The sequence below is a fragment of the Streptomyces argenteolus genome, assembly GCF_042902585.1.
Lineage (GTDB): Bacteria > Actinomycetota > Actinomycetes > Streptomycetales > Streptomycetaceae > Streptomyces > Streptomyces argenteolus.
Window position 1 is genome coordinate 783,563 of record NZ_JBIBEG010000003.1, and the last position, 24,484, is coordinate 808,046.

The window sequence follows — 24,484 nt, forward strand, 5'->3', positions numbered from 1 at the left end:
GTCGATCTCGGTGTGGATCACTTGTCACCGAATGACAAATCCGCCCGGCGGCTTTGTCGGAATCTGCGCAAGCTCTCCCTGTGCTCCGGGGCCCCGCGGCCCAGGAGGGCCGGAGCCACGAGACCCCAGCGGTCGGGAGGACCCGTCCCGGTGGGAGGTTCGGGGTGGCGGGAACTCCCGGAGGAATCCCGGGTCGAGAGGGGCGCGACCAGGACTCCACGTGCTTCGGACGAGCAGGCGCGGACGCGTTCCCGATCTGCTCAAGCCGGACGCTACGGGCCGGTAACCTAAGTCCGCAATAGCGCTTCCGGAACTTTCTCCCAGGTAATTCCACAACCCCGTTTTCTTATGACGCGATGAGCATTCAGGGCGCGAAACCTGTCGAAAAGTGAGGGCCTGCGAAGCGGGGCACGGACTTCCGGAAACGGCTCCGGACACGCCGAAGCCCGCCCCGACCAGGGTCCATCAGGTCGGAGCGGGCTCATGGGCGGTCACGGGCCGGGCGCACGAAGTGACAAGAAGCCGGACGCGGCCCCCGGGCCCCCCTTCTCAGGTCACCGCAGGGCGGAGTGCCATGCGTCGGACAGCTCCTTGCCGGCGTTGGGGACCGACAGACCCGGGGCCGTGAGTCCGGCCGTGTAGGTCTTGGCGTCGTTCAGGACGAGGTTGTTGGAGCCGGCCGCGGCCGGCAGTCCGACCTTCAGGTCGATGGCCCAGCTGAGGATGCCGGCGAGACCGCAGCCGCTGGCCTTCGGGGCGGAGAACTGGCTGTCCCCCTGCGCCGCGCCGGACAGCGCTATCTGGATCATCGACCCCTCGTCCGGGTTCGCCGAGCCGTCGGCGTTGAACCGTGCGGCGGAGAAGCTCGGCGCACTGAGGTTTCCGGGGCGCAGGATCACCGGGTTGCTGCTGCTCCCGATGTAGCAGTTGGAGCCCAGCAGCGGGTTCTCCAGGCGGATCTTGACGGGCAGTTTGACGATGGGCCCGGAGGAGATCCCGGCGACCAGGCTGAACTCGGTCGGCGTGCCGGCCGACTCCACCGTGGCGGTCACCTTGTTCAGGGTGGCGTCGGTGATCTGCCCGCAGACGGCCGAGACGACCGGGATGTTGCTGGGGCACATGATGCCGAGGAGCCCACCGGGGATGGTGGTCTTCCCGCTGATGATGGACCCCGCCGCCGGCGGAACGACCGTGTAGGTTCCCTCGGCCGGGTGCTGGATGACCCCGAACTGCAGGTTGGTGGACCCGGTCGTCGCGGTGGTGTTGCCCAGCTTGATCGTCCCGTTGGGCGAGGTGGACGTCACGCACAGCGCGACGTCCGTGTCGCCGTCCGTCGCCAGCATGGCCGGCGCGTCCACCGGACAGCGGTCGAAGGGGGCCCAGGAACCGTTCAGCTGGGCCGCGGCGGTAGCGGCACCGGCAGGTGTGGCGGTCAGGGGCATGACCAGAGCGGCGGACGCGGCGACGGCGCCGGCGGCCTTGATCCAGTTCTTGGAGGCAGGGCTCATCGTTCCCTCAATTCGATAGCTGCTCACGGGATTGTTCTGCTGGGTACGGCGGTGGAGTCAGCGGGACGCCTCAGGGACGTCCAGCGGTTCGTACTCGTCCGTGCAGAAGGCCACGCCACCGGGCTCGGGCGGGTGCTGCGCGGCGGCGCAGGGGGCTCCCTGCACCTGCTTGACGTAGCCGGGCACACCCGACAGGGACGCGGTGAAGAGGTTGTCGAGGTCCTCGTCGGTGCCGCAGCCGCTGAACGGGGGGATGGTCACCGATCCGGTGAGCTCACCGCCCGAGGCCAGGGTGTAGCCGTCCAGGACGTTGTCCTTCCACGTCCCGAGGCCCACCAGGCCGAGCTTGAACGGCCGGCTCGTGCGGCAGTTGTCCCCCACGTCCAGGGGAACGCCGTTGACCTTGACGTCGTACAGCCTGAGCATGAGGTCCAGGGTGACTTCCGTGCGGTTCTTGCTGGTGACGCCCTCGATGGCCAGGTCGGAGTGGATGTTCTCGATCCTGGTCCCGTCGGGGCGTGTGCCCGTGGGAACCTGCGTCATCTCCAGGGTGGCCGTCGTCGGCATGAAGCCGAAGGTCAGGAACGTCCCCGTGGTGGGCGGAAGCTGGGGCTTGCCCTTGTAGTCCAGATCGATGGTCGAGTTCTGAAGGAAGTGCAGGACGCCGTCGATGAACTGGATCTCCTGGAAGCCCTGGGTGATTCGGGCACAGGCCACGGGGAACTTGTTGGCGGCCTTGAGCTTGGTGACGTTGGCGTAGCCGGTCACATAGGCGACCATGTTCGCCCCGTCGCTGTGATCACCGACGCACGCGGGCGCGTCCGCGGTGGCGGACCCCGACGCCTTGGCCCCGACCTCCGGCGCGCCCTTCTCCGGTCCGGTGGCCTCTTCCTCCCCGGGCCAGCTCGCGGAGGGGGCCGGCTCCGTCTCCTCACCCGCGCCGTCCTCGTCCTCGACAGCCACGACCGCCAGGGACTTCTCCTGACCCGGGTCGGGAGCGCAGTCGACGGAGAGGCTCGCCGATTCGGCGGGCACGCCGTCGGCCCTCTCGGGGGTGAGTTCCAGCGTGAGGGCCGAGGCCTCGAACACGAGGTCACCCGATGCCCCGGGTTTCACGAAGGGAACACCGCCCGACGCGCTCAGGAGCAGATCCCCGGCCTCGGGCAGCGGTACGGGCTCCGCCGTGGTGCCCCGCCACTCGGCCCGCGCCTTCCCCTCACCCTGGGACACATCGACGGCCAGGCTCGTCCCGGCGCTCACGGTCGCGGCACCGGACTCGGCGAGGGCGGCGGACGCGCTCTCGGGCAGGACCAGATCCAGGACGACCTTCTCGGGCTGGATCACCTGCCCGGGCCGGGCGGACTCGGGGAGCTCCGCCGTGATCCCGGCCTTCACCGGCTGCTTCCCCTCGGGGAAGTCGCAGGTGAAGGAGAGCTCCGCGTCGACCTCCTGCACACCGGACACTGCCTGAGCACCGGGGATCATGCCTCCGAGCAGCACCGCGGTGGCCACCGCGGCACCGCGCGCCGTACGCCGTCGCGCACCCTTCATACGACTGCCTCTCACTGACGATGCCCCCCTCGGACGGACGGTGTGCGCCCCACGGTGGGCGGGCCACCCGGGGCCTTTCGCTCACGCGCAGGTGCCTGAGGCCGGGTCAAGGGGTGTACTCGATCACCGGTCCGGCCATGCCGCCGATCGGGGCGGCCACCGGGCAGGTGGTCCTGTACGTCCGGTCGGAGCCCACCGCGACGAGGACCGCCCACCCCGGGGTGGGCGTCACGGCGGTCAGCTCGTCCGTGGTGTCCGCGCCGGCGGACGGTGGACCGATCGGCGGATCCCCCGTCCTGGACGAACCCGGGGTCGTGCGCCGAGCCGCGAGGGCGGCACCGGCCGCCGTCGTGACGTTCTCACGAGACCTGCGCACAGCTGGCTCCTCGATTCGGCTACGGGCGTGCGGGCCGGGGCCTTCCGGCACCGGAACGCATCCGCCGGTCGGCGCCCCCTGTGGCCGGCGTCCACTCGGGTCGGGGACACGGGGATCGCACGGCGGGCCGGGCCCGCCGTGCGATCCCCGCTCACCCGTTACCGGCGTGTGGCCGGATCAGGGGGTGTAGACGATGGTCGGCTTGGTGGTGCCGCCGCTCGGCGTGACAGCGGTGTAACTGGCACTGTAGGTCGGGTTGTTGCCCACGGCCGCGATGCCCGTGCATCCCGAGGTTACGGACGCGACGGTGAGCTTGTAGGTGGCGTTGTTGCTGACCGCCAGCTTGCCCGTGGAGTTGGTGTAGGTGGCGGCGGCGTTGCCCGTCACGGTGAAGGTGCAGGTGAGCACCTTCAGCGTGGCCTTGATGCCGCTGATGTAGCCGCTCGTGACACCTGCGCTGTAGGTGTTCGCGTTCAGCTTCCAAGGGGTGGTCGTGTCGGCGGTCGGGGTCACCGCGCCGAACGGGCTGGTGCAGCCGCTCCAGGTCAGCGGGGCGATCGTGCCGACGGTCACGTTGGTCGTACCGGCGGCCGATGCCAGGTTGCCCTGGGCCGCGGACGACGTACACGTCATCGGGATGCCGTTGAGGGTAAGGGTGACGGTGCCGGCCGTGGCCGAGAACGTCTCCGGAGAGCTGGGGCCGACCGTCCACGTCGGGGCGGCGACACCGGCGGAGGCGGTGGTGGCCCCGAGGGTGACAGCGGCCGCGGCGGCACCGGCCGCCAGGGCGATCTTTCTGAGAGAGTTGCGCACAGTGATTTCCTCCGATTCGGCAGTGCGGGTGCACTGTTGCGGGGAAGGCACTCGCATTCCTGCAAAGGTGCAGGGAGTGCCGCGAAGAATCGTGTTGCGTGGGGGCCGTGCTGCTCTTTCAGCCACACACGTTCTGTGACAGGGCGTGACGTTACTTGCGGGAAACTTCCAGCACAATCCCGTCGGTCAAGATTGGTTCGGTGATTTTTTTTCCTCGTCAGTAGGTCACTAATTCAGCGGGCGCACTTGTCACTTGGTGCGCAATATCCCTCGAAAAGCCGGCAGGGCGCCCGGATCACCGGACTCGGCACGACCGCCGGGCGGAACACACGACGAAGATCGAGGGAGGCGGGGAGGGGACCGGGGGGCCGCCCGGGGAGGCCGGCGGTGCGGCTGCCGGACCACCGCGCCGGGGCCCGTGACCCGGACCAGGCCGAAACATTGTCCGGAAGTGAGCATTTACGGCCCCACCTGCACCGAAGCCCCACAACAGGGCCATGATGTGTGCCCCTTGCACTTCGATCTTGTCCAGACAGTGTGCACCCCGTCCGACTTGGTCTATCTTCGGCGCCGATGTTGGTATACACCTGTCGGTCCGTGGGAGCGCTTTCCCCCCACATGCTCCATCCACGCCGGGCCCGGGAAAGCAAGGGGACGGTCATGCCGAGACTCATCCAGCCGCTGGACACCGGAGACCCACTGGGTCCCCTCCCCCAGGAGTTCGCCGCGATCATGCGGCCCGAACTGCCGAGCCTGATCAAAGAGATAGGCATGGAGGTGACCCGCGCCTATCCGGAATACGCGCGTCTGCTGAACGGACCCAATGGCAAATCCATTCGCATGGGTGTCGAGCAGAGCCTTTCCTCGTTCGTCGACCTGGTCGCCGAGCCCTCGGCCCCCACGGTCCTGCGCGACGACATGTGCCGGAGATTCGGACGGTTCGAGGCCTACGAGGGCCGCACCATGGACGCCCTCCAGGGGGCGTACCGGCTGGGCGCGCGGGTCGCCCTGCGGCGGGCCAAGAAAGTGGGGCGGAGCTACAACTTCTCGCCGGCGCTGATGCTCAGTTTCGCCGACGCGCTCTTCGCGTACGTGGACGAACTCGAGTCACTCTCCCGCGAGGGCTACCTGGAGGTGCAGGCCCAGTCCGACCAGCAGGGCGAAGCGGTGCGCCGGCGGCTGCTGCACCTGATCCTGACGGGCAGGCCCGTTCCCCGCAGCGCCATCGCCGAACTCTGCGAACAGACCGGCTGGACGCTCCCCGAGCAGGTCACGCTCGTCGCGGTGCGCGCCCCGGCGGCACTCGACCGGATCAGCGCGGACCACGACGTCCTGATCGACCCCGGCGATCCGCAGCCGCACCTGCTGATCCCCGGGCCGATGGACGACGCGCGCAGGGAGATGCTCGACCGGACGGTCCCCGGGGGCGGCGCGGCGATCGGGCTGACCGTGCCCACCGCGCTCGCCGCCGACTCGATCCGCTGGGCCCGCCGCGTGCTCGAACTGGTCGACGCGGGGGTCATCGACGACGCACCGGTCATCCTCTGCGAGGACCACCTCATCACGCTGTGGCTCCTGTCCGACCTCGCCCTCCTCGACCAGCTCGCCGAGCGCGAACTGGCCGCCGTGTCCGGCATCAGCACCACACGCCGCGAGCGGCTGATCGAGACCCTGCGGATCTGGCTCGACACCCGTGGAACCGCGGCCCAGATGGGCGAGTTGCTGGATGTGCACCCCCAGACGGTCCGCTACCGGATGCGCAGCCTGGAGGCCATCTTCGGTGATCAGCTGACCGATCCCGAGAGCCGCTTCTCCACCGAAGCAGTGCTGCGCGCACTGCAGTTACGGGCTCGCGCCGGCCAGACCCTCAACTGAGTCCGCATCACACCCGGTGCCTCGAGTCAACTTACTCCCAGGTAACGCGAAATAGACGGTCAGTCCCAAACGGTTGCGACACGGAGACGTTCTCGACGAGAAACCAGGAACTGCGTCCCGTTACATAAGGAGGAGCGATGGCCCACCGGCCCTCGCGAAGCACCACCTCCTGGCCAACCATCCGAGAGGGAACCCCCCATGACCGCCTCGCACCTCCTCGTCCCCGTGCCGATCCCCGACCGGGTCGCCGCGCTGATCGGGTCCTGCACCCCACCGCACATCCTGCAGGCGGAGTTCGACGCCGTCTGTGCCGCCCGTGAGGTGCGCAGGTTCCGGGGACCGAGGCTCGCCCTCGAGGACCAGGCGGACCGCGAGCAGGCGCTGTCCGAGCTGGCATGGGCCAACAAGGTGCTGTCCGCCCATCACCCCCGTCTGGCGGTGCGCCCGGACGGCGCCGTCTGACGCTTGCGGTGCGGCCGTGACCGCCTTACCTTACCCAGAAGTAAGTTTACTCTGGAGTAAGGATTTGGCGTGGCCGACAACAGCAGCGGCAACCTCACCGACGACCTGTCCGGGCTCGACTTCGCCGCCGTCTCCCCGGAGGAGTTCGCCCGGATCGTCAAAGGCCTGTCCGCCAGGCAGCTGGGTGAGGTCATGCACGGTGAGCTGCGCACCCGGGTCCTGAGCGAGGTCTTCGGCCGGATGCGGCAGCAGTTCCGCCCCGAAGCGGCCGGTCAGCTGAAGGCGCTGATCCGCTGGACGATCACGGGTGAGACCGACGAGGTGTACGAGACCTCCATAGCCGACGGTGCCTGCACCGTGAGCGCGGGGCGTTCGGACGCCGAACCCCGCACCACGCTGGTGATGGGCGACGCCGAATTCCTCAAGCTGGTCTCCGGCAACGGCAATCCCGTGACGATGTTCATGATGCGCAAGCTCAAGGTGGCCGGTGACGTCGGCCTGGCCTCGGGGCTCACCCGCTACTTCGACATACCGAAGGCCTGAGCCCATGAGCTACTTCTCCCTCGCCCTCACCGAGGAGCAGCAGGATCTGCGCACCTGGGTGCACGGCTTCGCCGCGCAGGTCGTACGCCCCGCCGCCGCCGAATGGGACGCCCGGGAAGAGACACCCTGGCCGGTCATCCAGGAGGCGGCCAGGATCGGTCTCTACGGCTTCGAGTCCCTCGCCGACATGTACGGCGACCCGAGCGGCCTCTCGCTCCAGATCGCCAACGAGGAGCTGTTCTGGGGCGACGCGGGGATCGGCATGGCCCTCTTCGGCACCTCGCTCGCGGTCGCCGGGATCTTCGCGTCCGGCACCCCCGACCAGCTCGCCGAGTGGGTGCCGCAGTGCTACGGCGACGAGGACGACCCGAAGGTGGCCGCCTTCTGCGTCTCCGAGCCCCAGGCGGGCTCGGACGTCTCCGCGATGGCCACCATGGCCCGCTACGACGAGGCCAGGGACGAGTGGGTGCTCTCCGGCCAGAAGGCGTGGATCACCAACGGGGGCATCGCCGAGATCCATGTGGTGGTCGCCTCGGTCGATCCGGCGCTCGGCGCCCGGGGACAGGCCGCCTTCATCGTGCCGCCCGGCACGAAGGGCCTGGAGGCCGGCCGGCCGATCAAGAAGCTCGGCCTGCGTGCCTCGCACACCGCGGACGTCTTCCTCGACGACGTACGCGTCCCGGGGCACTGCCTGCTCGGCGGCAAGGAGAAGCTGGACACCCGGCTCGCCCGTGCCCGGGAGGGAGGGACGGGCAAGAGCCAGGCGGCGATGGCGACCTTCGAGGTCAGCCGCCCCACCGTGGGCGCCCAGGCGCTGGGCATCGCGCGGGCCGCGTACGAATACGCCCTGGAGTACGCGGGAGGGCGTGAGGCGTTCGGCCGGCCCATCGTCGAGAACCAGTCGATCGCCTTCGCGCTCGCCGACCTCCGCACCGAGATCGAGGCCGTGCGCCTGCTGATCTGGCAGGCGGCGTGGATGGCGCGCAACGACCGCACCTTCGACGCCGGGCAGGGCTCGATGTCCAAGCTCCGTGCGGGTGAACTCGCGGTCACCGCGACGGAGAAGGCGGTCCAGATCCTGGGCGGGGCCGGTTACAGCAGGGAGCACCCGGTGGAGCGCATGTACCGCGACGCCAAGATCTACACCATCTTCGAGGGCACGAGCGAGATCCAGCGCCTGGTCATCGCCCGCGCCATCTCGGGGCGCCACATCCGCTGAGCCCCCCGGGGAGCCGGTGCGGCAGATCGCCGCACCGGCACCCGCTCAGCCGCCTGCCACGGTGAACCTCACCGGCAGCGCGGCCGGACCGCGGGTGAAGACACCTTCCTCGACGGGGGTGAACCCGTCGGCGAGCCGCAGGTCAGGCATGGCGTCCAGCAGCTGGTTCACGCCCGTCTCGACCTCCGCCCGGGCCAGCAGCGCTCCCACGCAGAAGTGCCGGCCGAGCGCGAAGGCCAGGTGGTCGGCGGCGGCGGAGAACGCCGTGGTGCTGGTCAGGTCGTCACGGAAGAGGTCGAAGCGGTCCGGTTCGGCATAGCGGGCCTCGTCCCGGTTGGCCGAGCCGATCAGGCAGGTGACGGTGGCACCGGCCGGGACGGTCCCGCCCGAGAGCTCCACCTCCGAGGCGGTCTGGCGCATGATCATGTGGACCGGAGGGGTGTAGCGCAGCGTCTCGGCGAAGGCCCGGTCGACCAGCGACCGGTCCCGCTGCACGGCGGCGAGCTGCTCCGGATGGGCCAGCAGATTGGCGAAGAGCGAGGCGATCGCCTTGTCGGTCGTCTCCCCTCCGGCGGCGAGCAGCAGGCTGCAGAACGCCTTGATGTCCTCGTCGCTCATCCGCACCCCGTCGACCTCGGCGGCACAGAGCGCGGAGAGCAGGTCCTCCCCCGGCTTCTCCCGGCGCCGCTGGATGACGGGGATCATGTACTCGGCGAACTCGCGGCGGGTGCGTTCCCCGGCCGCCGCGACCTCGGGGTCGCCGGCCAGGTTCCCGAGGAAGGCGATGACGTTGGTGTACCAGCCGTGGAAGCGCCGGTGGTCCTCCCGGTCCAGCCCGAGCATGTCGGCGATGACCAGCACGGGGAAACGGGTCGCGAACGCCTCGACGAGGTCCGCCTCGCCGGTGTGCCGGAAGGCGTCGATGAGCTCGCGGGCGTTGCGCTCGATGACGGGCAGGAACTTCTCCCGGAGATCCGCCCCGCGGAAGGCCGGGGCGACCAGCGCGCGGCGCACGGCGTGCTCCCTGCCGCTGAGCTGGAGGATCGTCCTGCCGTGGACGGGCTCCAGCTGCCAGTCGTAGTTCTCGGTGGTGAACTCCTGCGCCTTGTCCTTGAAGACGCGCTCGACGTCCTCGTAGCGCGAGACCAGGTAACTCCCCGTGGCCTCGTGATGGATCAGCGGGGCGTGCTCGCGCATGGCCCGGTACGCCCCGTAGGGGTCGGCGGCGAACGCGGGCGAGAGAATGTCGGGAGGTGACGACGCCTGGGACACGTATGACTCCTGTGGGGCAGAGACCGAGGTGCTTCATGGCAGTGAACGGGCAACACCAGCAAGGCTATTGACCGCCCGACCGATCCCGAACCCCTCTGGGAGTATTCTTGAGCGCCGCATCCGCCGGACCCCGCCCCTCCGTCCTTTGCGTCACAGATCTCGCGTACGAGGCGCGCGGGCGGCGCTACTGCGACGAGGACATCTTCCTCACGTCCCGGCTGCGCGAGGTCTTCGACGTCGCTCTCTGTCACCCCCGGGACGCCGCGGCTCTGCTGGACGGATTCGACGCGGTGGTCGTGCGCAACAGCGGGCCGGTGCTGCACTACCAGGAGGCGTACGACGCGTTCCGGGTCCGGGCGCGGGAGGCGGGGGTCCGGGTCTACAACACGCTCGACGGCCGCGCGGACATGGCCGGCAAGCAGTACCTGGTCGATCTGAGCCGGGCCGGCTTCCCCGTGATACCCACGGTGGACCGCGCGCAGGACCTCGGACTGCTCCCCCGGGCGGAGTCCTACGTGGTGAAGCCGAAGCTAGGCGCGGACTCCGTGGGACTGCGGTTCACCAAGGAGCCGGAGCTGCGGGGGGAGGAGGACGGCACGCTGCTCGTCCAGCCACGGATCGACTTCCGCTACGAGGTGTCCTTCTACTTCGTCGACCAGGACTTCCAGTACGCCCTGAACGCACCCCGCCCGGATCAGCGCTGGGTGCTGGAGCCGTACGCGCCGAGCGCCGGGGATCTGGAGTTCGCCCGCCGCTTCGTGGAGTGGAACACCCTCTCGCACGGCATCCAGCGGGTGGACGCGTGCCGGACACGGGAGGGCGAGCTGCTCCTCGTCGAGCTGGAGGACCTCAATCCGTATCTGTCGCTGGACCGCGTCCCCGAAGCGGCGCGCGAGGCGTTCGTGGCCCGGACGAGGGAGTCCGTGCGCGAACTCCTGGCTTGACCCGGCGGCGGGCGCGCCGGGGCACTGTTCACAGCCCGACCCGTCCGGCCGTCCCCCGGATGCGCGGGACGGGGCAGGATGTGACGGTGCGAGGGTGACGACTGCCAGCGAGACCGCCCCCGCCGCGCAGAGTGCCGCAGCGCCGCCCGTCCTCGACCCCCGACGCCGCAACATCGTGTTCGCCACGATCGTGCTGGGGATCCTCCTGGCGGCGCTGGACCAGACGATCGTGGGGACGGCGCTGCCCACCATCGTCTCGGACCTCGGTGGCGCGGAGCACATGTCGTGGGTGGTGACGGCCTATCTGCTGGCGGAGACCGTCGCGACGGTGCTGGTCGGCAAGTTCGGTGACCTCTTCGGCAGGAAGCTGATCTTCCAGATCTCGGCGATCATCTTCATCACCGGCTCGTTCCTCTGCGGTCTCGCGTCCGACATGCTTCTGCTGATCATCTGGCGGGGTGTCCAGGGCATCGGCGCGGGCGGGCTCATGGTCACCTCCATGGCGCTGATCGCCGACGTCATCCCCCTGCGCGACCGGGGCAAGTACCAGGGGGCGATCGGTGCGGTCTTCGGTGTGGCCACCGTCGTCGGCCCTCTGCTGGGCGGTCTGTTCACCGACCATCTGACCTGGCGCTGGGCGTTCTACGTCAACGTCCCGATCGCCGTCGTCGTGGTCGTCGCCGCCGCCCGTACCATCCCCTCCGTGCGGGCGGCCGGGCGTCCGGTCATCGACTACCTGGGCATCGCCCTGGTCGCGGCCGGTGCCAGCGCGCTGATCCTCGGCACGAGCTGGGGTGGCAACGAGTACGCCTGGGGCTCCCCGGTCATCATCGGCCTGTTCGTCGGGGGCCTGATCGCCCTCGGCCTCTTCTGTCTCGTGGAGACACGGGCGAAGGAGCCGATGCTGCCGATGCGGCTCTTCCGCAATCCCGTGTTCGCGGTCTGCTCCGTCCTGAGCTTCATCGTGGGCTTCGCCATGCTCGGCGCGATGATCTATCTGCCGACCTATCTGCAGTACGTCGACGGCGACTCGGCCACCGTGTCCGGAGTCAGGACCCTGCCCCTCGTCCTGGGGCTGCTGGCCGCCTCGATCTTCAGCGGCAACGTGGTGAGCAAGACCGGGCACTACAGGGTCTTCCCCGTCATCGGTTCGCTCGTGATGGCGGCGGGGCTCTATCTCCTGTCCCGGATGGGCCCGGGCAGCGGGGTCTGGCTGGAGTCGCTCTACATGCTGGTGCTGGGCACCGGCATCGGCCTGTCCATGCAGGTGCTGACGATCGCCGTGCAGAACACCGTCGACTACGCGGACCTGGGCACCGCGACATCGGGCGTGACGTTCTTCCGTACGCTCGGCAGCTCGTTCGGCACGGCCGTATTCGGGACGATCTACGCGAACGCGCTCCGGCCCAATCTGACGCAGGGTGTGGAGGAGGCCGCGCGGGCGGGCGGCGATCCGGTGTCGCTCGCGCGGGCCGCGGAGAGTCCGCAGGCGGTGCACGCGCTGCCGGCGGAGCAGACCGCTCCCTTGGCGCAGGCCTACGCGGACACCCTGCACACGGTGTTCCTGTGGACGGTCCCGGTGGCGCTGCTGGGCTTCGTCGTCTCGCTGTTCCTGAAGCAGGTGAAGCTGCGCGACAGCGCGCGGGCGGGCTCCACCGACATGGGCGATGGCTTCGCCCAGCCGAGTACCGGCGACGCGGCGAAGGTGCTCGAATCCTCTGTGGCGAGAATCCTCCACGAGGCCGGCCCCGACACCGCCCGGCAGATCGTGGCCCGGTCGGACACCCGTCTCGACATGGCGGGGGCCTGGGCTGTGATGCAGGTCGACCTCTTCACACGGATGGTCGGCCACGCGGGGCTGAGACTGATCGCCGCCAGGCACCGCCTCCCGCCGGAGGTCCTGGTGCCGGTGTTCGACCGGATGATCGAGGAGGGCTTCCTCACCGGGGACGGCCGCCTCTTCACCCACACCCCGGCGGGCGAGCGCGAGGCCGCGACGATCACGGCCGCGTGGGGCCGCTGGCTCAACGAACGTCTGGCCGAGGACGGCGCCCGGCCCGACGACCGGCAGCTGCGGTCCGCCGTCGACGTGATCGCCAAGCGGCTGCTCGCGGAGGACCTGGCCCAGCAGCTGGCCCCACCCGAGCGGGCGGTCGCCGCCGTCTGAGGCTCCCGCTCAGAGCTCCCAGGACCGGGCGCGGGTCAGGGCCTCCCATTCGGGGCGGAGCAGGGAGAGCACCGCGTTGTCGTAGCGGCGCCCCCGGTGCAGGCAGGACGAACGGCGTACCCCCTCCCGCACGAAGCCCGCGCCGGTCAGGACGGTGAGGGCCGCGGCGTTGTCGGTGTGGGTGAAGGCCTCTATCCGCTGGACCGGCAGCTCCCCGAAGGCCAGATCGGTGAGGGCCTCCAGTGCCGCGCGCCCGTGTCCCTGAGCTCGGTGCTCCGGGGCCAGCATCAGATACGCCTCGGCGGTGCCCTCGGCCAGCTGCTGGTCGTGCAGCGCGATGAGGCCGATGGGCGTGCCGTCCGGCAGCAGGACGAGGAAGTCGTCGCGCGAGCTGTCGTCGAGGTGGCGCTCCACGCGCTCGCGCAGTTCGTACAGCGAACCGGGCCAGACGCCCGTCTCGTGTGCGGCCGACGGGTCGGAGCGCAGGTGGTGCAGGAAGTCGGCGTCCTCGATCTCCAGCGGTGTGAAGTCGATGCCGCGCCCGCGCCAGCAGCGCGCCCGTTCGGTGGCCGGCTCCGCCGTGTCCTCGCTCATGCGGCGGATCGTAGGTACGGGCGCGGGGCACGCGCAAAGGCATTTCAGTCGACGAAGATCGCCGACGCGTAGACCCAGGCCCCTTCGTGGCGCACGAACCTGCTCTTCTCGTGGAGCGCGTCGGGCCTGCCGTCGTCGCTGTAGTGCGCGCGGAAGGTGACCGTGCCGGTGGTGTGGAAGGCGCTGCCCTCCGTGGTGTCGAGGATCTCCAGGCCCGTCCAGCGCATCGCGGGGTCGAAGTCGACGGACGGCGGCCGGGTCTCGGGGTGCCAGGTCCGCAGCAGATAGCCGGCGTCCCGGACGACGAAGGCCGCGTACCGCGAGCGCATCAGCGCCTCGCACGTCGGGGCCGCGGTGCCGGTGTGGTACCGGCCGCAGCACGCCCCGTAGGCGGCCGTGAGCCCGCACGGGCACGGCGAGCCCGGGGTGATCGGGGAGCCCGCCGGGACGGTGGCCGGCCTGCGCGTGCGTGGGGTACGTCGTGACATGGGTCCATTGTGACCCTTGCCCCTGACCGCACGGCGGGCCGGGGCGGACCGGACACGGCTGGGCACCGCGAGGGCGGGGCAGGGCACGCCGGTCAGCGCTTGCGGGCCACCCCCGCGTAGCCCGGGATCGGGTCGTCGCCGGGTACGTCGATGACCTCGCCGAGGTCGGGGCGCCAGTCCGCGGACAGGGTGACGCCCGGCGCGACGATCTCGAGGCCGTGGAAGAAGGCGGTGAGTTCGGCGCGCGAGCGGGGCCGCAGGGTCATGCCCCGTGCCTTGTACAGGGCACGGGCCTCGGCGGCTCCCTCGGGGTCGAAGTCGCCCGTGGTGTGCGAGAGGACCAGGTAGCTGCCGGAGGGCAGGCGCTCCACGAGCCGGTCGACGAGCTCCGCCGCACCGTCCTCGTCGTCCACGAAGTGGAGCAGCGCGAGGAGGGACAGCGCGATGGGCCGGTCGAAGTCGAGGACCTTGCCGGCCGCCTCCAGGATGGCGTCGGGCTGCCGGGCGTCCGCCTGGATGTATTCGGTGGCCCCCTCGGGGGTGGAGCGCAGGAGCGCGGCGGCGTGCGCGAGGACGATCGGGTCGTTGTCGCAGTAGACGACGCGCGCGTCGGGGGCGGTGCGCTGGGCGATCTGGTGGAGGTTCGGCTCGGTGGGTATGCCCGAGCCGATGTCGAGGAACTGGCGCACGCCGTTCTCGGCGAGCCAGCGGGTGGCCCGGTGCATGAACGCCCTGTTGACCCGGGCCATGTCCCTGCCGCGGGCGTCCAGGGCGAGCAGCTGCTCGGCCATCTGTTCGTCGACCGGGTAGTTGTCCTTGCCGCCGAGGAACCAGTCGTACATCCGTGCGGGATGCGGCTTGCTGGTGTCGATCTCGACGGCCTGGGGGTCCTGCCCGGTCATAGCGCACTCCGTTGGTCGTGGTGTCGGCGAACAGCGTGGGAAGCAAGGGCGTGTGACGGTGTGTCAGGTGAGCAGGAAGTCGGCCTGGCCGGCCTTGGCTCCCTGGATGAAGGCGGCGATCTCGCCGTTGGAGTAGATGAGCGCGGGGCCGTCGGGGTCCGCGGACTGGCGCACCGCCACCCTGCCGTCCGCGAGCTTCATGGCTTCGATGCAGTTGCCGCCGTTACCACCGCTCCACGGCTTGTACCAGCCTTCGGTGCCGAGGTCGGCGGCCGGCATGCCGTTGTATATGTGGTTCATCACAGCTCCTTGCGGAAGTCCCTGAGGATTTCCTTCGTGCGTTGTGCAGTGGCGGCCTGAGCCGCCATCCGGTCCATGACCTCGAGGTAGGAGGCAACCTCCGGGCGCGCGTCGAAGTAGACGGCTCCTGTGAGGTACTCGCTGTAGACCATGTCCGGGAGTTCGGGGACCGCGAAGCGGAAGAGGACGAACGGACCGTAGGTGCCGGGGTGATGACCGGTCGAGAACTCCGCTATCTGGAGGGTCACATGGGGCATCTCGGTGGCTTCGAGCAGACGGCTGATCTGGTCCCTCATGACCTGGGTGCTGCCGACCGGGCGGCGCAGGACGGTCTCGTCCATCACCACCCAGAGCTTCGGCGCCTCCGCCTTGGTGAGCAGCGACTGACGCTCCATCCGCAGCGCCACGTGCCGCTCGATGTCCGCCGGTCTGGTCTGGCCGACCGCGCCGGTACGCATGACGGAGCGGGCGTAGTCCTCCGTCTGCAACAGGCCCGGGACGAAGTGCGGTTCGTACGTACGCAGGAGGCTCGCGGCGCCCTCCAGACTGACGTACATGCTGAACCAGTCGGGCAGCACGTCGTGGAAGCGCTGCCACCAGCCGGGCTTGTTGGCCTCCTCGGCGAGTTCGACGAAGGCGTCGGTCTCCTCCTCGCTGATCCCGTAGGCCTTCAGGAGGAGCTGGACGTACGGGATCTTCAGCCCGACCTCGGCCGTCTCCATACGGCGTACGGTCCCGGGGGCCACACGGAGCACCTTCGCCGCCTGGTCGCGGCTCAGGCCGACGCGCTCCCGCAGATCCTGCAGGCGCTTGCCCAGAACGACCTGACCCACGGTCGGGGCGGACCGCGGTTCGCTCACTTCAGACCTCCCGATGCGCTGTGTGCGAGCAGTGTGCCACGCGGTCGGCCCCCTGGACACTGCCACTCTGAATTTTTCAGAGTGCCTCTTGCCAAGTGTTCATGTCAGGGGGAGAGTTGGTGACCGAACCAAGTTCGCGTGATCGCGTCCACCCGTTCCGGGGCGGTGCGAAGCGTGACACAGCCCCCACTGTGAGGAATCGGTCGTGGCACCTGGCAGTGCGCTCATCCCCCGGCTCTTGGACCTCAGCCCCGGGACGGAAGCGCTCCGACACTGCTTCGCGCTGCCGGCGCATCCCGAGTCGGTGGCCGGTGCCCGGCGCGTCACGCGGTCGCGGCTCGCGGAGTGGCGGCTGTCAGGTGACGCCCACGACGCGGCGGTTCTGATCGTCTCGGAGCTGGTCACGAACGCGGTCGTGCACACCGTGAGCACCCGGGTCGTCTGCGAGCTCCGGTGCGACGAGGAGCGCCTGCGCATCTCCGTGCAGGACCAGGGGCATCAGCCCGGCGGCCCCCGGCTGTCCCTCACGGCCGACGGCGAGCACGGCCGCGGGCTGCTGCTCGTCGACTCCATGAGCACCGCCTGGGGCTCCGTCGACGCGGGGAACTCCTCGGGGCGCATCGTCTGGGCGGAACTGCCGTACCGCACGGAGCGGTCATGCTGAAGAACGCCCTGTCCCAGCTGCTCGGGGCGCGCCGCACCCGTGCCGGGGACGAGGAGGGCCCTGGGAGCCGTGTCCGGCTGTCGCTGCCTCCCGCGCTCTCCGCGAGCCTCGGCTGCGACGCGGTGGGAGTACCCGCGCGGTACGGATTCCGGCTGATGTCGCATCTGCCGCGTGCGGGATGCGTGTTCGCCGACGCGGACCGGTGGTGGTGGATCGTTCCCTCGGGTTCGGACCTCGACCTGGACTGGCCCGAGCAGGCCTCGTACGCCACCGGTGCGTACGTCCCCGCCGGGCGTCCCCGGCTGATCCACGCGCCGGACAGCCGCACGCCCTACACGCCGCCCATTCCGCTCTTCCTCATGGTGTGCCAGGTGACCGGCCACACGCCGTCCTGGGACCCGGCGGGCCGGCCGAGAGCCGTCCACGCCCCCTGATCCCTCACCGCGGGTCCCTCCCCGGGGCGTTGTCAGTGGCCCGACCTAGTCTGGCACCACTGATCCACAAACCCGCGGCGGAGCGGGGCCGTGTGAAGGGGGCAGGCCTGTGCGCCGCTGGGAGTTCGTAGAGGGCAGTGCCTCGAAGTTCTGGGAGACCGGCGTGGACGGCGCCGTGGTCACCGTGCGGTACGGGCGGTGCGGGACCGCCGGGCGGACACAGACGAAGGAGTACGCCTCGGCCGAGGCCGCCGAGGCCCAGGTCCTGAAGACGATCGCCGAGAAGGAACGCAAGGGGTACCGCGAGGCCGGGGCGGCCGGATCCTCGCCTGCCTCCGCCCCCTCCACGACCCCCTCCCCGGCCGCTGACCGCCCCGGCGCCGCCCCCTCCGAAGGGTCCCGGGCGCCGGCGGACGAGGACACGTTCGTGATGCCGGCCTCCTGGCAGCGGGCGCTCCATCCCCGGCGGGGCGGCACGCGGCGGGCACCGGGCAAGGCGCGGAAGCAGGTGCTGGACGCGCTGGAGAAGCAGGTCACCGAGGAGGCGGCCTGGATCCAGGAGTTCCTCGACTCGCCCTCGAGCGACGGCGCACTCGTCGCCGCGGCACGCGCGCAGCTGGACGGCCTCCTCTCGCCGGCCGGTGCGTCGGTACTGGCGTCCATGGTCGCCCCCACCCAGCCGGGATCCGGGTGGGCGGATCTGTGGACCGCGCGTCACGGGCTGCCGTTCGCCGCGCGCGCCGCCGTGGAGTTCTTCCTGATCGAGGCGCACTGGATCCAGTCCGGGCGCAAGCGCCACGACCCCTGGCTGGAGGCGCTCAGCTCGCCCCGGCCCACGTACCGGTACTACGGGACGGACCCGCGCGTTCCGGCAGCCGACCGCATCCGTGCGCTGATCGCCTCGGCGGACGAGGACACCTACCGCGCGACGGTCGCGGCACTCGCGGAGTCCCGCACCACCGCACAGCGGAAAGTCATCGTCTCGTATCTCGCGCCGAGCGAGACCGCATGGGTCGACGAGCTCTGCACGGACCCCGACGTGGGGGGCATCAGGGACCACACGCTGTCCGTGATGCTCCTCTGCTCGCTCCACTCGGCCGGCCAGCTGGAGGCGTTCACCCACCACGCGGGCATCCATCAGAGCATCGCGCTGATCGGGACGGTGGCGGACGGCATCGGCACGGCGGTCGCCCCTCTGCTGGCCCAGGGACTCGGGCCCCACCAGTACGCGGACCGGGCCAAGGTGGCCGCGGCCGCCCTGGTCGAGATCCCGACGGACGAGGCGATGCGGCTGCTGATCGACCACGCGGACTCCAAGCACACCCGCGCCGCCCTCCTCGACGCGATGAGGCGCTATCCCGTGCGTGCGCTGCGTCTGCTCGCCGCCGACCTGCGCGACAAGGACGGGCGGACGGCGCAGGACACGCGCCGTCTGCTGCTCGGGCACATCGGCGGCCACCGCACCCTGGTGTCCTCGGTGCTGCCGACGCTCGGGGACGACCTGGCCGCAGTCGTCGATCCGCTGCTCAACCCGGTGGACCTGATGCCCGACACCGACCGCGGTGCCCTGCCGGCCGTGCTGACGAACCCGCCCTGGAGCCGTCCGCGTACGACGGCCGCACCGGTCGTCGTGACGGGACTCACCGCGCACGGCACGCCGTCGCTCGACTGGCTGCCCGGGGAGCAGGCGGCGTGGGCGGCCTGCTCCAGCTGGTACACCGGCGAGAAGGGCGACGGTGACTGGGAGAAGAGCATCGCCGGATTGCGGGAGGGCCTGACCGGATCGTCCCTGCAGCCGGCCTGGATCTACGTCCACGCGCCGGACGAGTGGGTGACCGAGGCGCTCGCCGACTGGGACCCGACCGACCTCTACTACGGCCTGGACACGCTGAAGCCGATCGCCGCGCGTTTCGGGCTCGGCGCCCTGCCGTTGCTGCTGCGGGCCGTGCCCCGTCAGCCGGCCTCGCTCGCGCCGCTGTTCCTCCCGTTCGTCGACGTGGCCGTGGCCCGGCACATGGCGAACTGGGCGGTGCGGCTGAAGTCCGCGGCGACGACGGCGCGTTCCTGGTTCCGCCGGCACGGAGAAGCGGCCGCGCCGCTCCTGGTTCCCGACGCCCTGGGCAAGGCCGGAACCGCGCGCCGGGCCGCCGAGCAGGCCCTCCTCCTGATCGCGGCACTGCACGGCGACCGGACGGTGCGGGAGGCGGCCGAGCCGTACGGTGCGCGGGCCGTGGAGGCGGTGGGTGAGCTGCTGGCCGTCGACCCGCTGGAGCGTGCCCTGCCCGCGACGATCCCGCAGCTGCCCGGCTGGGCCCAGCCCACGCTGCTGCCGCAGATCACCGCACGCGCGGGAGGCGCGCTGCCGGAGGACTCGGTGCGCCATGCCGTGACCATGCTGGCGATGTCCAGGCCGGGCGAGCCCTATCCCGGACTCGCCGCGCTCGCCGAAGCGGCGGAGGCGGTCTCGCTCGCCGAGTTCGTGTGGGCCCTGTTCGAGCAGTGGCGGCAGGCCGACCAGCCTGCCGCGGAGGCCTGGGCGCTGCACGCGCTGGGGCTGCTCGGGGACGACACGACGGTCCGGCGGCTCACCCCGGTGATCCGGGCCTGGCCGGGCGAGGCCGCCCACCACCGTGCCGTCGAGGGTCTCGACGTGCTGGCGTCGATCGGCACCGATGTCGCGCTGCTGCATCTGCACGGCATCGCCCAGCGGGTGAAGTTCAAGGCCCTGAAGGTGCGGGCCCAGGAGAAGATCTCGGAGGTCGCCGCCGGACTGGGGCTCTCCGGGGAGCAGCTGTCCGACCGGCTCGTCCCGGACTTCGGCCTGGACGCGGGCGGTTCGACGGTCGTCGACTACGGCACGCGCACGTTCACGGTCGGCTTCGACGAGCAGCTGCGGCCGATCGTCCTGGACGGTGACGGCAAGCGCCGTAAGGACCTGCCGGTGCCCGGCGCCAAGGACGACGCGGAGCTGGCTCCGGCCGAGCGCAAGCGCTTCATGACGCTGAAGAAGGACGTGCGCACGATCGCGACCGACCAGGTGCGGAGGCTGGAGGCCGCGATGGTCACGGGGCGTTCGTGGACGGCGCAGGAGTTCCACGACCTGTTCGTCGCTCATCCGCTGCTCTGGCACCTGGTGCGCCGCCTGGTGTGGCTGAGCGAGACGGACGGCGTGCGCACGGCGTTCCGGGTCGCTGAGGACCGTACGTACGCGGACGTGCGGGACGACCTCTTCGTCCTGCCCGGCGACGCCACGGTCCTCCTCGCTCATCCGCTGCACCTGGGAGACACGCTCGCCGACTGGGCGGAGGTGTTCGCGGACTACGAGATCCTCCAGCCGTTGCCGCAGCTGGACCGTGCGGTGGAGAGCCTGGAGCCCGGAGAGGCCGACGGCTACCGGCTGCACCGGTTCGAGGGACTGAAGGTACCGACGGGCAAGGTGCTCGGGCTCCAGCGGCGGGGATGGGAGCGCGGGGCGCCCCAGGACGCCGGGGTGGAGCGCTGGATCTCCAAGCGTCTCGGCGACCAGGGCTGCCTGGTGATCGCGCTCGACACCGGCATCGCCGTCGGTGTGGTCGACATGTTCCCGGAGCAGACCCTGGAGACGGTCTGGCTCGCCGCCGCCCCGGGTGATCACTGGCCCGGAAGGTACAGCTATCCCCTGCGCTTCTCCGCCCTGGACCCGGTCGTGGTGTCCGAACTGCTGGCCGACCTGGCCGAACTCACCGAGGGTGTCACCGCATGAGCGGGGAGGTGGTCCAGGACGAGGCACTGCGCGGGGCCGGGCGGACGGCGGTACAGCGCCCGCCCGCCGAGGTGCGGTACGCACAGGAGCCGGCGGAGCTCAGGGCGGGCGACAAGGACCCCCTCGCTCGGCTGCCGGGTCCGCCGCACACGCGAAGGTGCCGCCGCTGAGGTGTACTTCGCGCATCCGAGAGCCGGCGCCGTCCTCGTCCTGCACAAGCGGTGGGCGGCTGCCGAGGGGCAGGAGCTGACCGGGCACCGGGTCCGCCCGCCGCCATCTCGGTACGACGCTGGGCCGACTGGTCAGCGAGAACGCGCGGCGCACCGCGGGCCGCGCGCTGACGATCTCCGCCGCCGGACCGGGCACCACGAGCGTGTCACCGGTGGGCGCTTCCTGGAGCGACCTGCCCGGTTCCCTGCTCGCCGGTGATCTGGGGGCGCTCGCCGCGACCTGGGAGGGCCGGCCGCCCCGGCTGCTCCGTCCCCGGGTCGAGGCGGAGGCGATGCGTGTCGTCTCCGTCTCGACCGTGGAACACATCGGGTACGACCCTGCCGAGCAGCGGCTCGAAGCCGCCGTGCGGGACGAGGCGGGAACGCGTGCCGGGCTGCGTGTCTCCTACCGGCCGGTCTGCCCCGGAGCGCTCGACGCACTGGCCGAGGCGCTGAAGAAGAGCGCTGCGTCACCGGCGACGTAGACGCCGTCGACGTTGGTCGCCGCCGCCCGGCGGGGGGCCCGGCTGCACGTCCTGGTAGCCGGTGAACTCCTGGCCGCCGGGAGCGACTGATGCCGTCACGGTGCCAGATAGGCGAGCCCGGGGTGGACCTGGGTGTAGCCGTCGAGCAGCCGGCGGGCCACGGAGACGGAGTCGACGAGCGGGTGCAGGGCGAAGGCGCGCACCGCCGCCTCCCGTGAGCCGCTCTCCGCCGCTTCGAGCACCGCGCGTTCCACGGCCTTGACCGCCGTGACCAGACCGACCGCGTGGTACGGCAGGGGGTCGACGGCGACGGGACGGGCACCGCCGGCGTCCACCAAGCACGGCACCTCGATGACGGCGTCGGCGTCGAGGACGGACAGAGTGCCCCTGTTGCGGACGTTGAGGATCAGCGAGGTGCGCTCGTTACGGGCGACGGCGCGCATGAGGGCGAGCGCCACCTGCTCGTAACCGCCGGACTCCAGGTCGCTCTCCTCACGCTCACCCGCTCCGGCCACGTCCCTGTTCTCCGCCATGTACGTGGCCTCGCGTTCGGCGCGCGTGCGGTCCCAGGTGGCGAACGGCGGCGTCTCGGGGTCCTTCATCCGGGCGTAGAAACCCTCCTGCTGCTCCCGGAGGAAGGCGCCGCGGGTCTGCTGGGCGTCCTGACCGGCACGGACCGCTTCCCGGTTGAAGTAGTAGTAGTGCAGGTACTCGTTGGGGATCGCACCGAGCGACCGCAGCCATTCCGGGCCGAAGAGCCTGCCCTCCTCGAAGGAGCCGAGCAGCTCCGGGTCGGCGAGCAGACGGGGGAGTTCGTCGCGGCCCGCGACGTGCAGTCCACGTACCCAGCCGAGGTGGTTGAGCCCGACGTAGTCGATCCACGCCCGGTCCGGGTCCGCGCCGAGGACCCGGGCGATCCGGCGGCCGAGTCCCACGGGCGAGTCGCAGATGCCGATGACCCGGTCGCCGAGGTGCCGGGACATCGCCTCGGTGACCAGCCCCGCAGGATTGGTGAAGTTGATGACCCAGGCGCCGGGCGCGAGCCGGGCGACGCGACGGGCGAGCTCCGTGGCGACCGGGACCGTGCGCAGCCCGTAGGCGATGCCTCCGGCGCCGACCGTCTCCTGGCCCAGGACGCCTTCGCCGAGAGCGACGCGTTCGTCGGCCGCCCGGCCTTCGAGACCTCCGACCCGGATGGCGGAGAAGACGAAGTCGGCGCCCCGCAGCGCCTCGTCCAGATCGGTGGCCACGACGACGGCCGGCGCGTCGTCGATGCCCTCGGCCTGCTCGGCGAGGACCCGGGCGACGGCGGTGAGCCGGTCCGCGTCGGTGTCGTACAGGGTCACCCGGGAGACGCGGCCCTCGGCGTGATCACCGAGCAGCGCCCCGTACACGAGAGGGACCCGGAATCCGCCACCACCAAGAATTGTCAGCTTCACGCTGCTCGATGGTACGGGCCACACGGCCCGGCACCCGGCACCCCGACGGCGGGGCACCCGGCACCCCGACGCGGGGCGCCGGGCACGGCGACCGCGGTGGCCGGGGTCAGTGGCCGTTCCACCAGCGCACCACGGCCTGCCACAGCTTCGGCGGCCGGCTCCGCTGGGCGGGGACGACGGCGGGTGCGGCCTGCGGCTCGGCGGAGGGACCTGCGGCCGGGGCGTGACCCGCCGGGGCCTGCGCGGCGGGCGCGGGCAGGGCGGGCGAGGCGACCTCCCAGTCGCTCTGTGACCGGGCCCGGGCGACCGCGGGCAGCGGTTCGGCGTCGATCTCCTGCTCCGGGCTCGGGGCGAAGCTCACCGGCAGGTCCACCAGATGCCGCGACACGAAGTTCCCGACCCAGCTCAGCCGGCTCTCGTCCACGCTGAGTTCCAGGTCGGGCAGGCGCATCAGCAGGGCGTCGACACCGACGTCCGCGATGGCGCGGCCGATGTCCTGGCCGGGGCACTCGTGAGGGCCGCTGCTGAACGCCATGTGCGCGCGGTTGCCCTCCATGCTGGCGTTGAGGTCGGGGCGTACGACCGGGTCGGTGTTGGCCGGTGCGATGCCCACGATGAGGGCGTCCCCCGCCTTGATCTGCTGTCCGCCGAGTTCGGTGTCGCCCACCGCCCAGCGGCCGAGGATCGAGGTGAACGGCGGCTCGTCCCACAGCGTCTGCTCCACCGCCTCGGGCACGGTCATGTGCCCGCCGCTGAGCCGGGCACGGAACCTCGGGTCGGTGAGGACCATCCGCAGCACGTTGGCGATCAGGTTGGTGGTGGTCTCGTAGGCGACGATGAGCACCACCCGCAGGTGCTCGCTGACCTCCTTGTCGGTCAGGCCGGCGGGGTGCTCGACCAGCCAGGTGGCGAAGTCCTCGCCCGGCGCGGCCCGGCGGCGCTGGACCAGCCGGTCCAGGGCGCCGATCACGTAGGCGTTGCTGGCGACGGCGGTCTCCGAACCCCGGGTCATGTCACGGGCGGCCTGTACCAGCCGGTCGTTGTACTCCTCCGGCATGCCGATGATCGCGCACATCACCATCATGGGGAGCCGCTCGGCGAACTGGCTGACGAGGTCGGCCCGGCCCTCCTTGCAGAAGTCGTTGACCAGCCGGTTGCTGTACCGGTTGATGTGACGGCGCACGCCACGGGTGTCGATCCGCGCCATGCTGTCGGTGACCGCGCCGCGCAGGCGTTCGTGGGTGGCGCCCTCGGCGAAGGAACACACCGGCTGCCAGGTGAAGACAGGAGCGAGCGGATGGTCGGGGGCCACGCTGCCGTCCTGCAGGGCACGCCAGCGGCGCGAGTCGCGGGAGAACTGCGAGGGGGTACGGGTCATGTGCAGGTTCTCGCTGTGCCCAAGCACCAGCCAGGCCGGGACGTCACCGTGCATCAGGACGGGCGCCACCGTGCCGTGTTCGGCGCGCAGCTTCTCGTACAGTCCCGCGGGGTCGGCCTCGGCCTCGGGACCGTAGAGGCGGCGCAGGCCGCCGGGGCCCGTCCCCATGACGTGCGCGGGGCATTGCGGCGGTGGGACCGGACCGGTGGCCGTTCCGGGTTCGTGCGGGAAAGGGGTGGTCACAATGGCTCCAGGAATA

23 protein-coding genes are annotated in these 24,484 nt (G+C 70.9%); 11 read left to right on the forward strand and 12 right to left on the reverse strand.

Features of this window, described 5'->3' with window-relative positions:
• Positions 1-554: 554 nt before the first annotated feature.
• The 4 genes from ACFY8O_RS15920 to ACFY8O_RS15935 all read right to left on the reverse strand — a co-directional run bounded on the left by ACFY8O_RS15920 (position 555) and on the right by ACFY8O_RS15935 (position 4,248).
• A complete protein-coding gene (locus ACFY8O_RS15920; protein WP_145805975.1) occupies positions 555-1,508 on the reverse strand; it encodes a hypothetical protein in 954 nt (317 codons plus the stop codon).
• A 57-nt stretch (positions 1,509-1,565) separates the two neighbouring features.
• A complete protein-coding gene (locus ACFY8O_RS15925) occupies positions 1,566-3,059 on the reverse strand; it encodes a DUF6801 domain-containing protein (RefSeq protein ID WP_387902448.1) in 1,494 nt (497 codons plus the stop codon).
• A gap of 106 nt (positions 3,060-3,165) precedes the next feature.
• Positions 3,166-3,435, reverse strand: coding sequence for a hypothetical protein (locus tag ACFY8O_RS15930; RefSeq protein WP_387902451.1), 270 nt, complete (start codon positions 3,433-3,435; stop codon positions 3,166-3,168).
• A 177-nt stretch (positions 3,436-3,612) separates the two neighbouring features.
• A complete protein-coding gene (locus ACFY8O_RS15935; protein ID WP_145805981.1) occupies positions 3,613-4,248 on the reverse strand; it encodes a hypothetical protein in 636 nt (211 codons plus the stop codon).
• A 660-nt stretch (positions 4,249-4,908) separates the two neighbouring features.
• Between ACFY8O_RS15935 and ACFY8O_RS15940 the strand changes: the two genes are divergently transcribed.
• The 4 genes from ACFY8O_RS15940 to ACFY8O_RS15955 all read left to right on the forward strand — a co-directional run bounded on the left by ACFY8O_RS15940 (position 4,909) and on the right by ACFY8O_RS15955 (position 8,347).
• Complete coding sequence (locus tag ACFY8O_RS15940; protein ID WP_145805983.1) at positions 4,909-6,123, forward strand: helix-turn-helix domain-containing protein; 1,215 nt, start codon at positions 4,909-4,911, stop codon at positions 6,121-6,123.
• Between the two features lie 198 nt (positions 6,124-6,321).
• The gene (locus ACFY8O_RS15945) at positions 6,322-6,585 is read left to right on the forward strand and encodes a hypothetical protein (RefSeq protein ID WP_145805985.1); all 264 of its coding nucleotides are present in this window, start codon (positions 6,322-6,324) and stop codon (positions 6,583-6,585) included.
• A 69-nt stretch (positions 6,586-6,654) separates the two neighbouring features.
• Positions 6,655-7,128 (forward strand): SCP2 sterol-binding domain-containing protein, encoded by a 474-nt coding sequence (locus ACFY8O_RS15950; RefSeq protein ID WP_387902455.1) that lies wholly within the window; start codon positions 6,655-6,657, stop codon positions 7,126-7,128.
• Positions 7,129-7,132: 4 nt separating this feature from the next.
• Entirely contained in the window at positions 7,133-8,347 is a 1,215-nt protein-coding gene (locus ACFY8O_RS15955; RefSeq protein WP_387902458.1) for an acyl-CoA dehydrogenase family protein, read from the forward strand.
• Positions 8,348-8,392: 45 nt separating this feature from the next.
• Here the strand turns inward: ACFY8O_RS15955 and ACFY8O_RS15960 are convergent, their stop codons facing one another.
• Positions 8,393-9,619, reverse strand: a complete 1,227-nt coding sequence (locus ACFY8O_RS15960; protein ID WP_387902461.1) for a cytochrome P450 — start codon at positions 9,617-9,619, stop codon at positions 8,393-8,395.
• Between the two features lie 107 nt (positions 9,620-9,726).
• On the opposite strand from ACFY8O_RS15960, the gene ACFY8O_RS15965 reads away from it, so the two are divergent.
• Positions 9,727-10,563 carry a hypothetical protein gene (locus ACFY8O_RS15965; protein ID WP_387902464.1) on the forward strand — a complete coding sequence of 279 codons (837 nt, stop codon included), beginning with the start codon at positions 9,727-9,729 and terminating at the stop codon, positions 10,561-10,563.
• A gap of 94 nt (positions 10,564-10,657) precedes the next feature.
• The gene (locus ACFY8O_RS15970) at positions 10,658-12,730 is read left to right on the forward strand and encodes an MDR family MFS transporter (protein ID WP_387902467.1); all 2,073 of its coding nucleotides are present in this window, start codon (positions 10,658-10,660) and stop codon (positions 12,728-12,730) included.
• 9 nt (positions 12,731-12,739) lie between these two features.
• On the opposite strand, the gene ACFY8O_RS15975 is transcribed toward ACFY8O_RS15970, so the two are convergent.
• The 5 genes from ACFY8O_RS15975 to ACFY8O_RS15995 all read right to left on the reverse strand — a co-directional run bounded on the left by ACFY8O_RS15975 (position 12,740) and on the right by ACFY8O_RS15995 (position 15,874).
• The gene (locus ACFY8O_RS15975; protein ID WP_387902470.1) at positions 12,740-13,324 is read right to left on the reverse strand and encodes a GNAT family N-acetyltransferase; all 585 of its coding nucleotides are present in this window, start codon (positions 13,322-13,324) and stop codon (positions 12,740-12,742) included.
• A 44-nt stretch (positions 13,325-13,368) separates the two neighbouring features.
• On the reverse strand, positions 13,369-13,812 hold the full coding sequence (locus tag ACFY8O_RS15980) for a YchJ family protein (RefSeq protein ID WP_145805999.1): 444 nt from the start codon (positions 13,810-13,812) through the stop codon (positions 13,369-13,371).
• Between the two features lie 92 nt (positions 13,813-13,904).
• On the reverse strand, positions 13,905-14,714 hold the full coding sequence (locus tag ACFY8O_RS15985) for an SAM-dependent methyltransferase (protein ID WP_145806001.1): 810 nt from the start codon (positions 14,712-14,714) through the stop codon (positions 13,905-13,907).
• A gap of 63 nt (positions 14,715-14,777) precedes the next feature.
• A complete protein-coding gene (locus ACFY8O_RS15990; protein ID WP_014049581.1) occupies positions 14,778-15,014 on the reverse strand; it encodes a DUF397 domain-containing protein in 237 nt (78 codons plus the stop codon).
• Entirely contained in the window at positions 15,014-15,874 is an 861-nt protein-coding gene (locus tag ACFY8O_RS15995; RefSeq protein WP_145806003.1) for a helix-turn-helix domain-containing protein, read from the reverse strand. The genes ACFY8O_RS15990 and ACFY8O_RS15995 overlap by 1 nt, the downstream gene beginning before the upstream one ends.
• 205 nt (positions 15,875-16,079) lie before the next feature.
• Between ACFY8O_RS15995 and ACFY8O_RS16000 the strand changes: the two genes are divergently transcribed.
• The 5 genes from ACFY8O_RS16000 (at position 16,080) to ACFY8O_RS16020 (ending at position 21,408) form a co-directional block, all read left to right on the forward strand.
• Positions 16,080-16,538 (forward strand): ATP-binding protein, encoded by a 459-nt coding sequence (locus ACFY8O_RS16000; protein WP_145806005.1) that lies wholly within the window; start codon positions 16,080-16,082, stop codon positions 16,536-16,538.
• Complete coding sequence (locus tag ACFY8O_RS16005; RefSeq protein ID WP_145806007.1) at positions 16,532-16,972, forward strand: hypothetical protein; 441 nt, start codon at positions 16,532-16,534, stop codon at positions 16,970-16,972. The genes ACFY8O_RS16000 and ACFY8O_RS16005 overlap by 7 nt, the downstream gene beginning before the upstream one ends.
• 109 nt (positions 16,973-17,081) lie before the next feature.
• Positions 17,082-20,714: a DUF4132 domain-containing protein gene (locus ACFY8O_RS16010; RefSeq protein WP_387902477.1), complete on the forward strand. Its 3,633-nt coding sequence runs from the start codon at positions 17,082-17,084 to the stop codon at positions 20,712-20,714.
• Positions 20,711-20,884 (forward strand): hypothetical protein, encoded by a 174-nt coding sequence (locus ACFY8O_RS16015; protein ID WP_387902480.1) that lies wholly within the window; start codon positions 20,711-20,713, stop codon positions 20,882-20,884. The genes ACFY8O_RS16010 and ACFY8O_RS16015 overlap by 4 nt, the downstream gene beginning before the upstream one ends.
• 212 nt (positions 20,885-21,096) lie before the next feature.
• Complete coding sequence (locus tag ACFY8O_RS16020) at positions 21,097-21,408, forward strand: hypothetical protein (protein ID WP_387902483.1); 312 nt, start codon at positions 21,097-21,099, stop codon at positions 21,406-21,408.
• A 95-nt stretch (positions 21,409-21,503) separates the two neighbouring features.
• On the opposite strand, the gene ACFY8O_RS16025 is transcribed toward ACFY8O_RS16020, so the two are convergent.
• Both ACFY8O_RS16025 and ACFY8O_RS16030 read right to left on the reverse strand, forming a co-directional pair.
• On the reverse strand, positions 21,504-22,847 hold the full coding sequence (locus ACFY8O_RS16025) for a 6-phospho-beta-glucosidase (protein WP_387902486.1): 1,344 nt from the start codon (positions 22,845-22,847) through the stop codon (positions 21,504-21,506).
• A 106-nt stretch (positions 22,848-22,953) separates the two neighbouring features.
• Positions 22,954-24,468 carry a cytochrome P450 gene (locus ACFY8O_RS16030; protein WP_387902489.1) on the reverse strand — a complete coding sequence of 505 codons (1,515 nt, stop codon included), beginning with the start codon at positions 24,466-24,468 and terminating at the stop codon, positions 22,954-22,956.
• Positions 24,469-24,484: the final 16 nt, after the last annotated feature.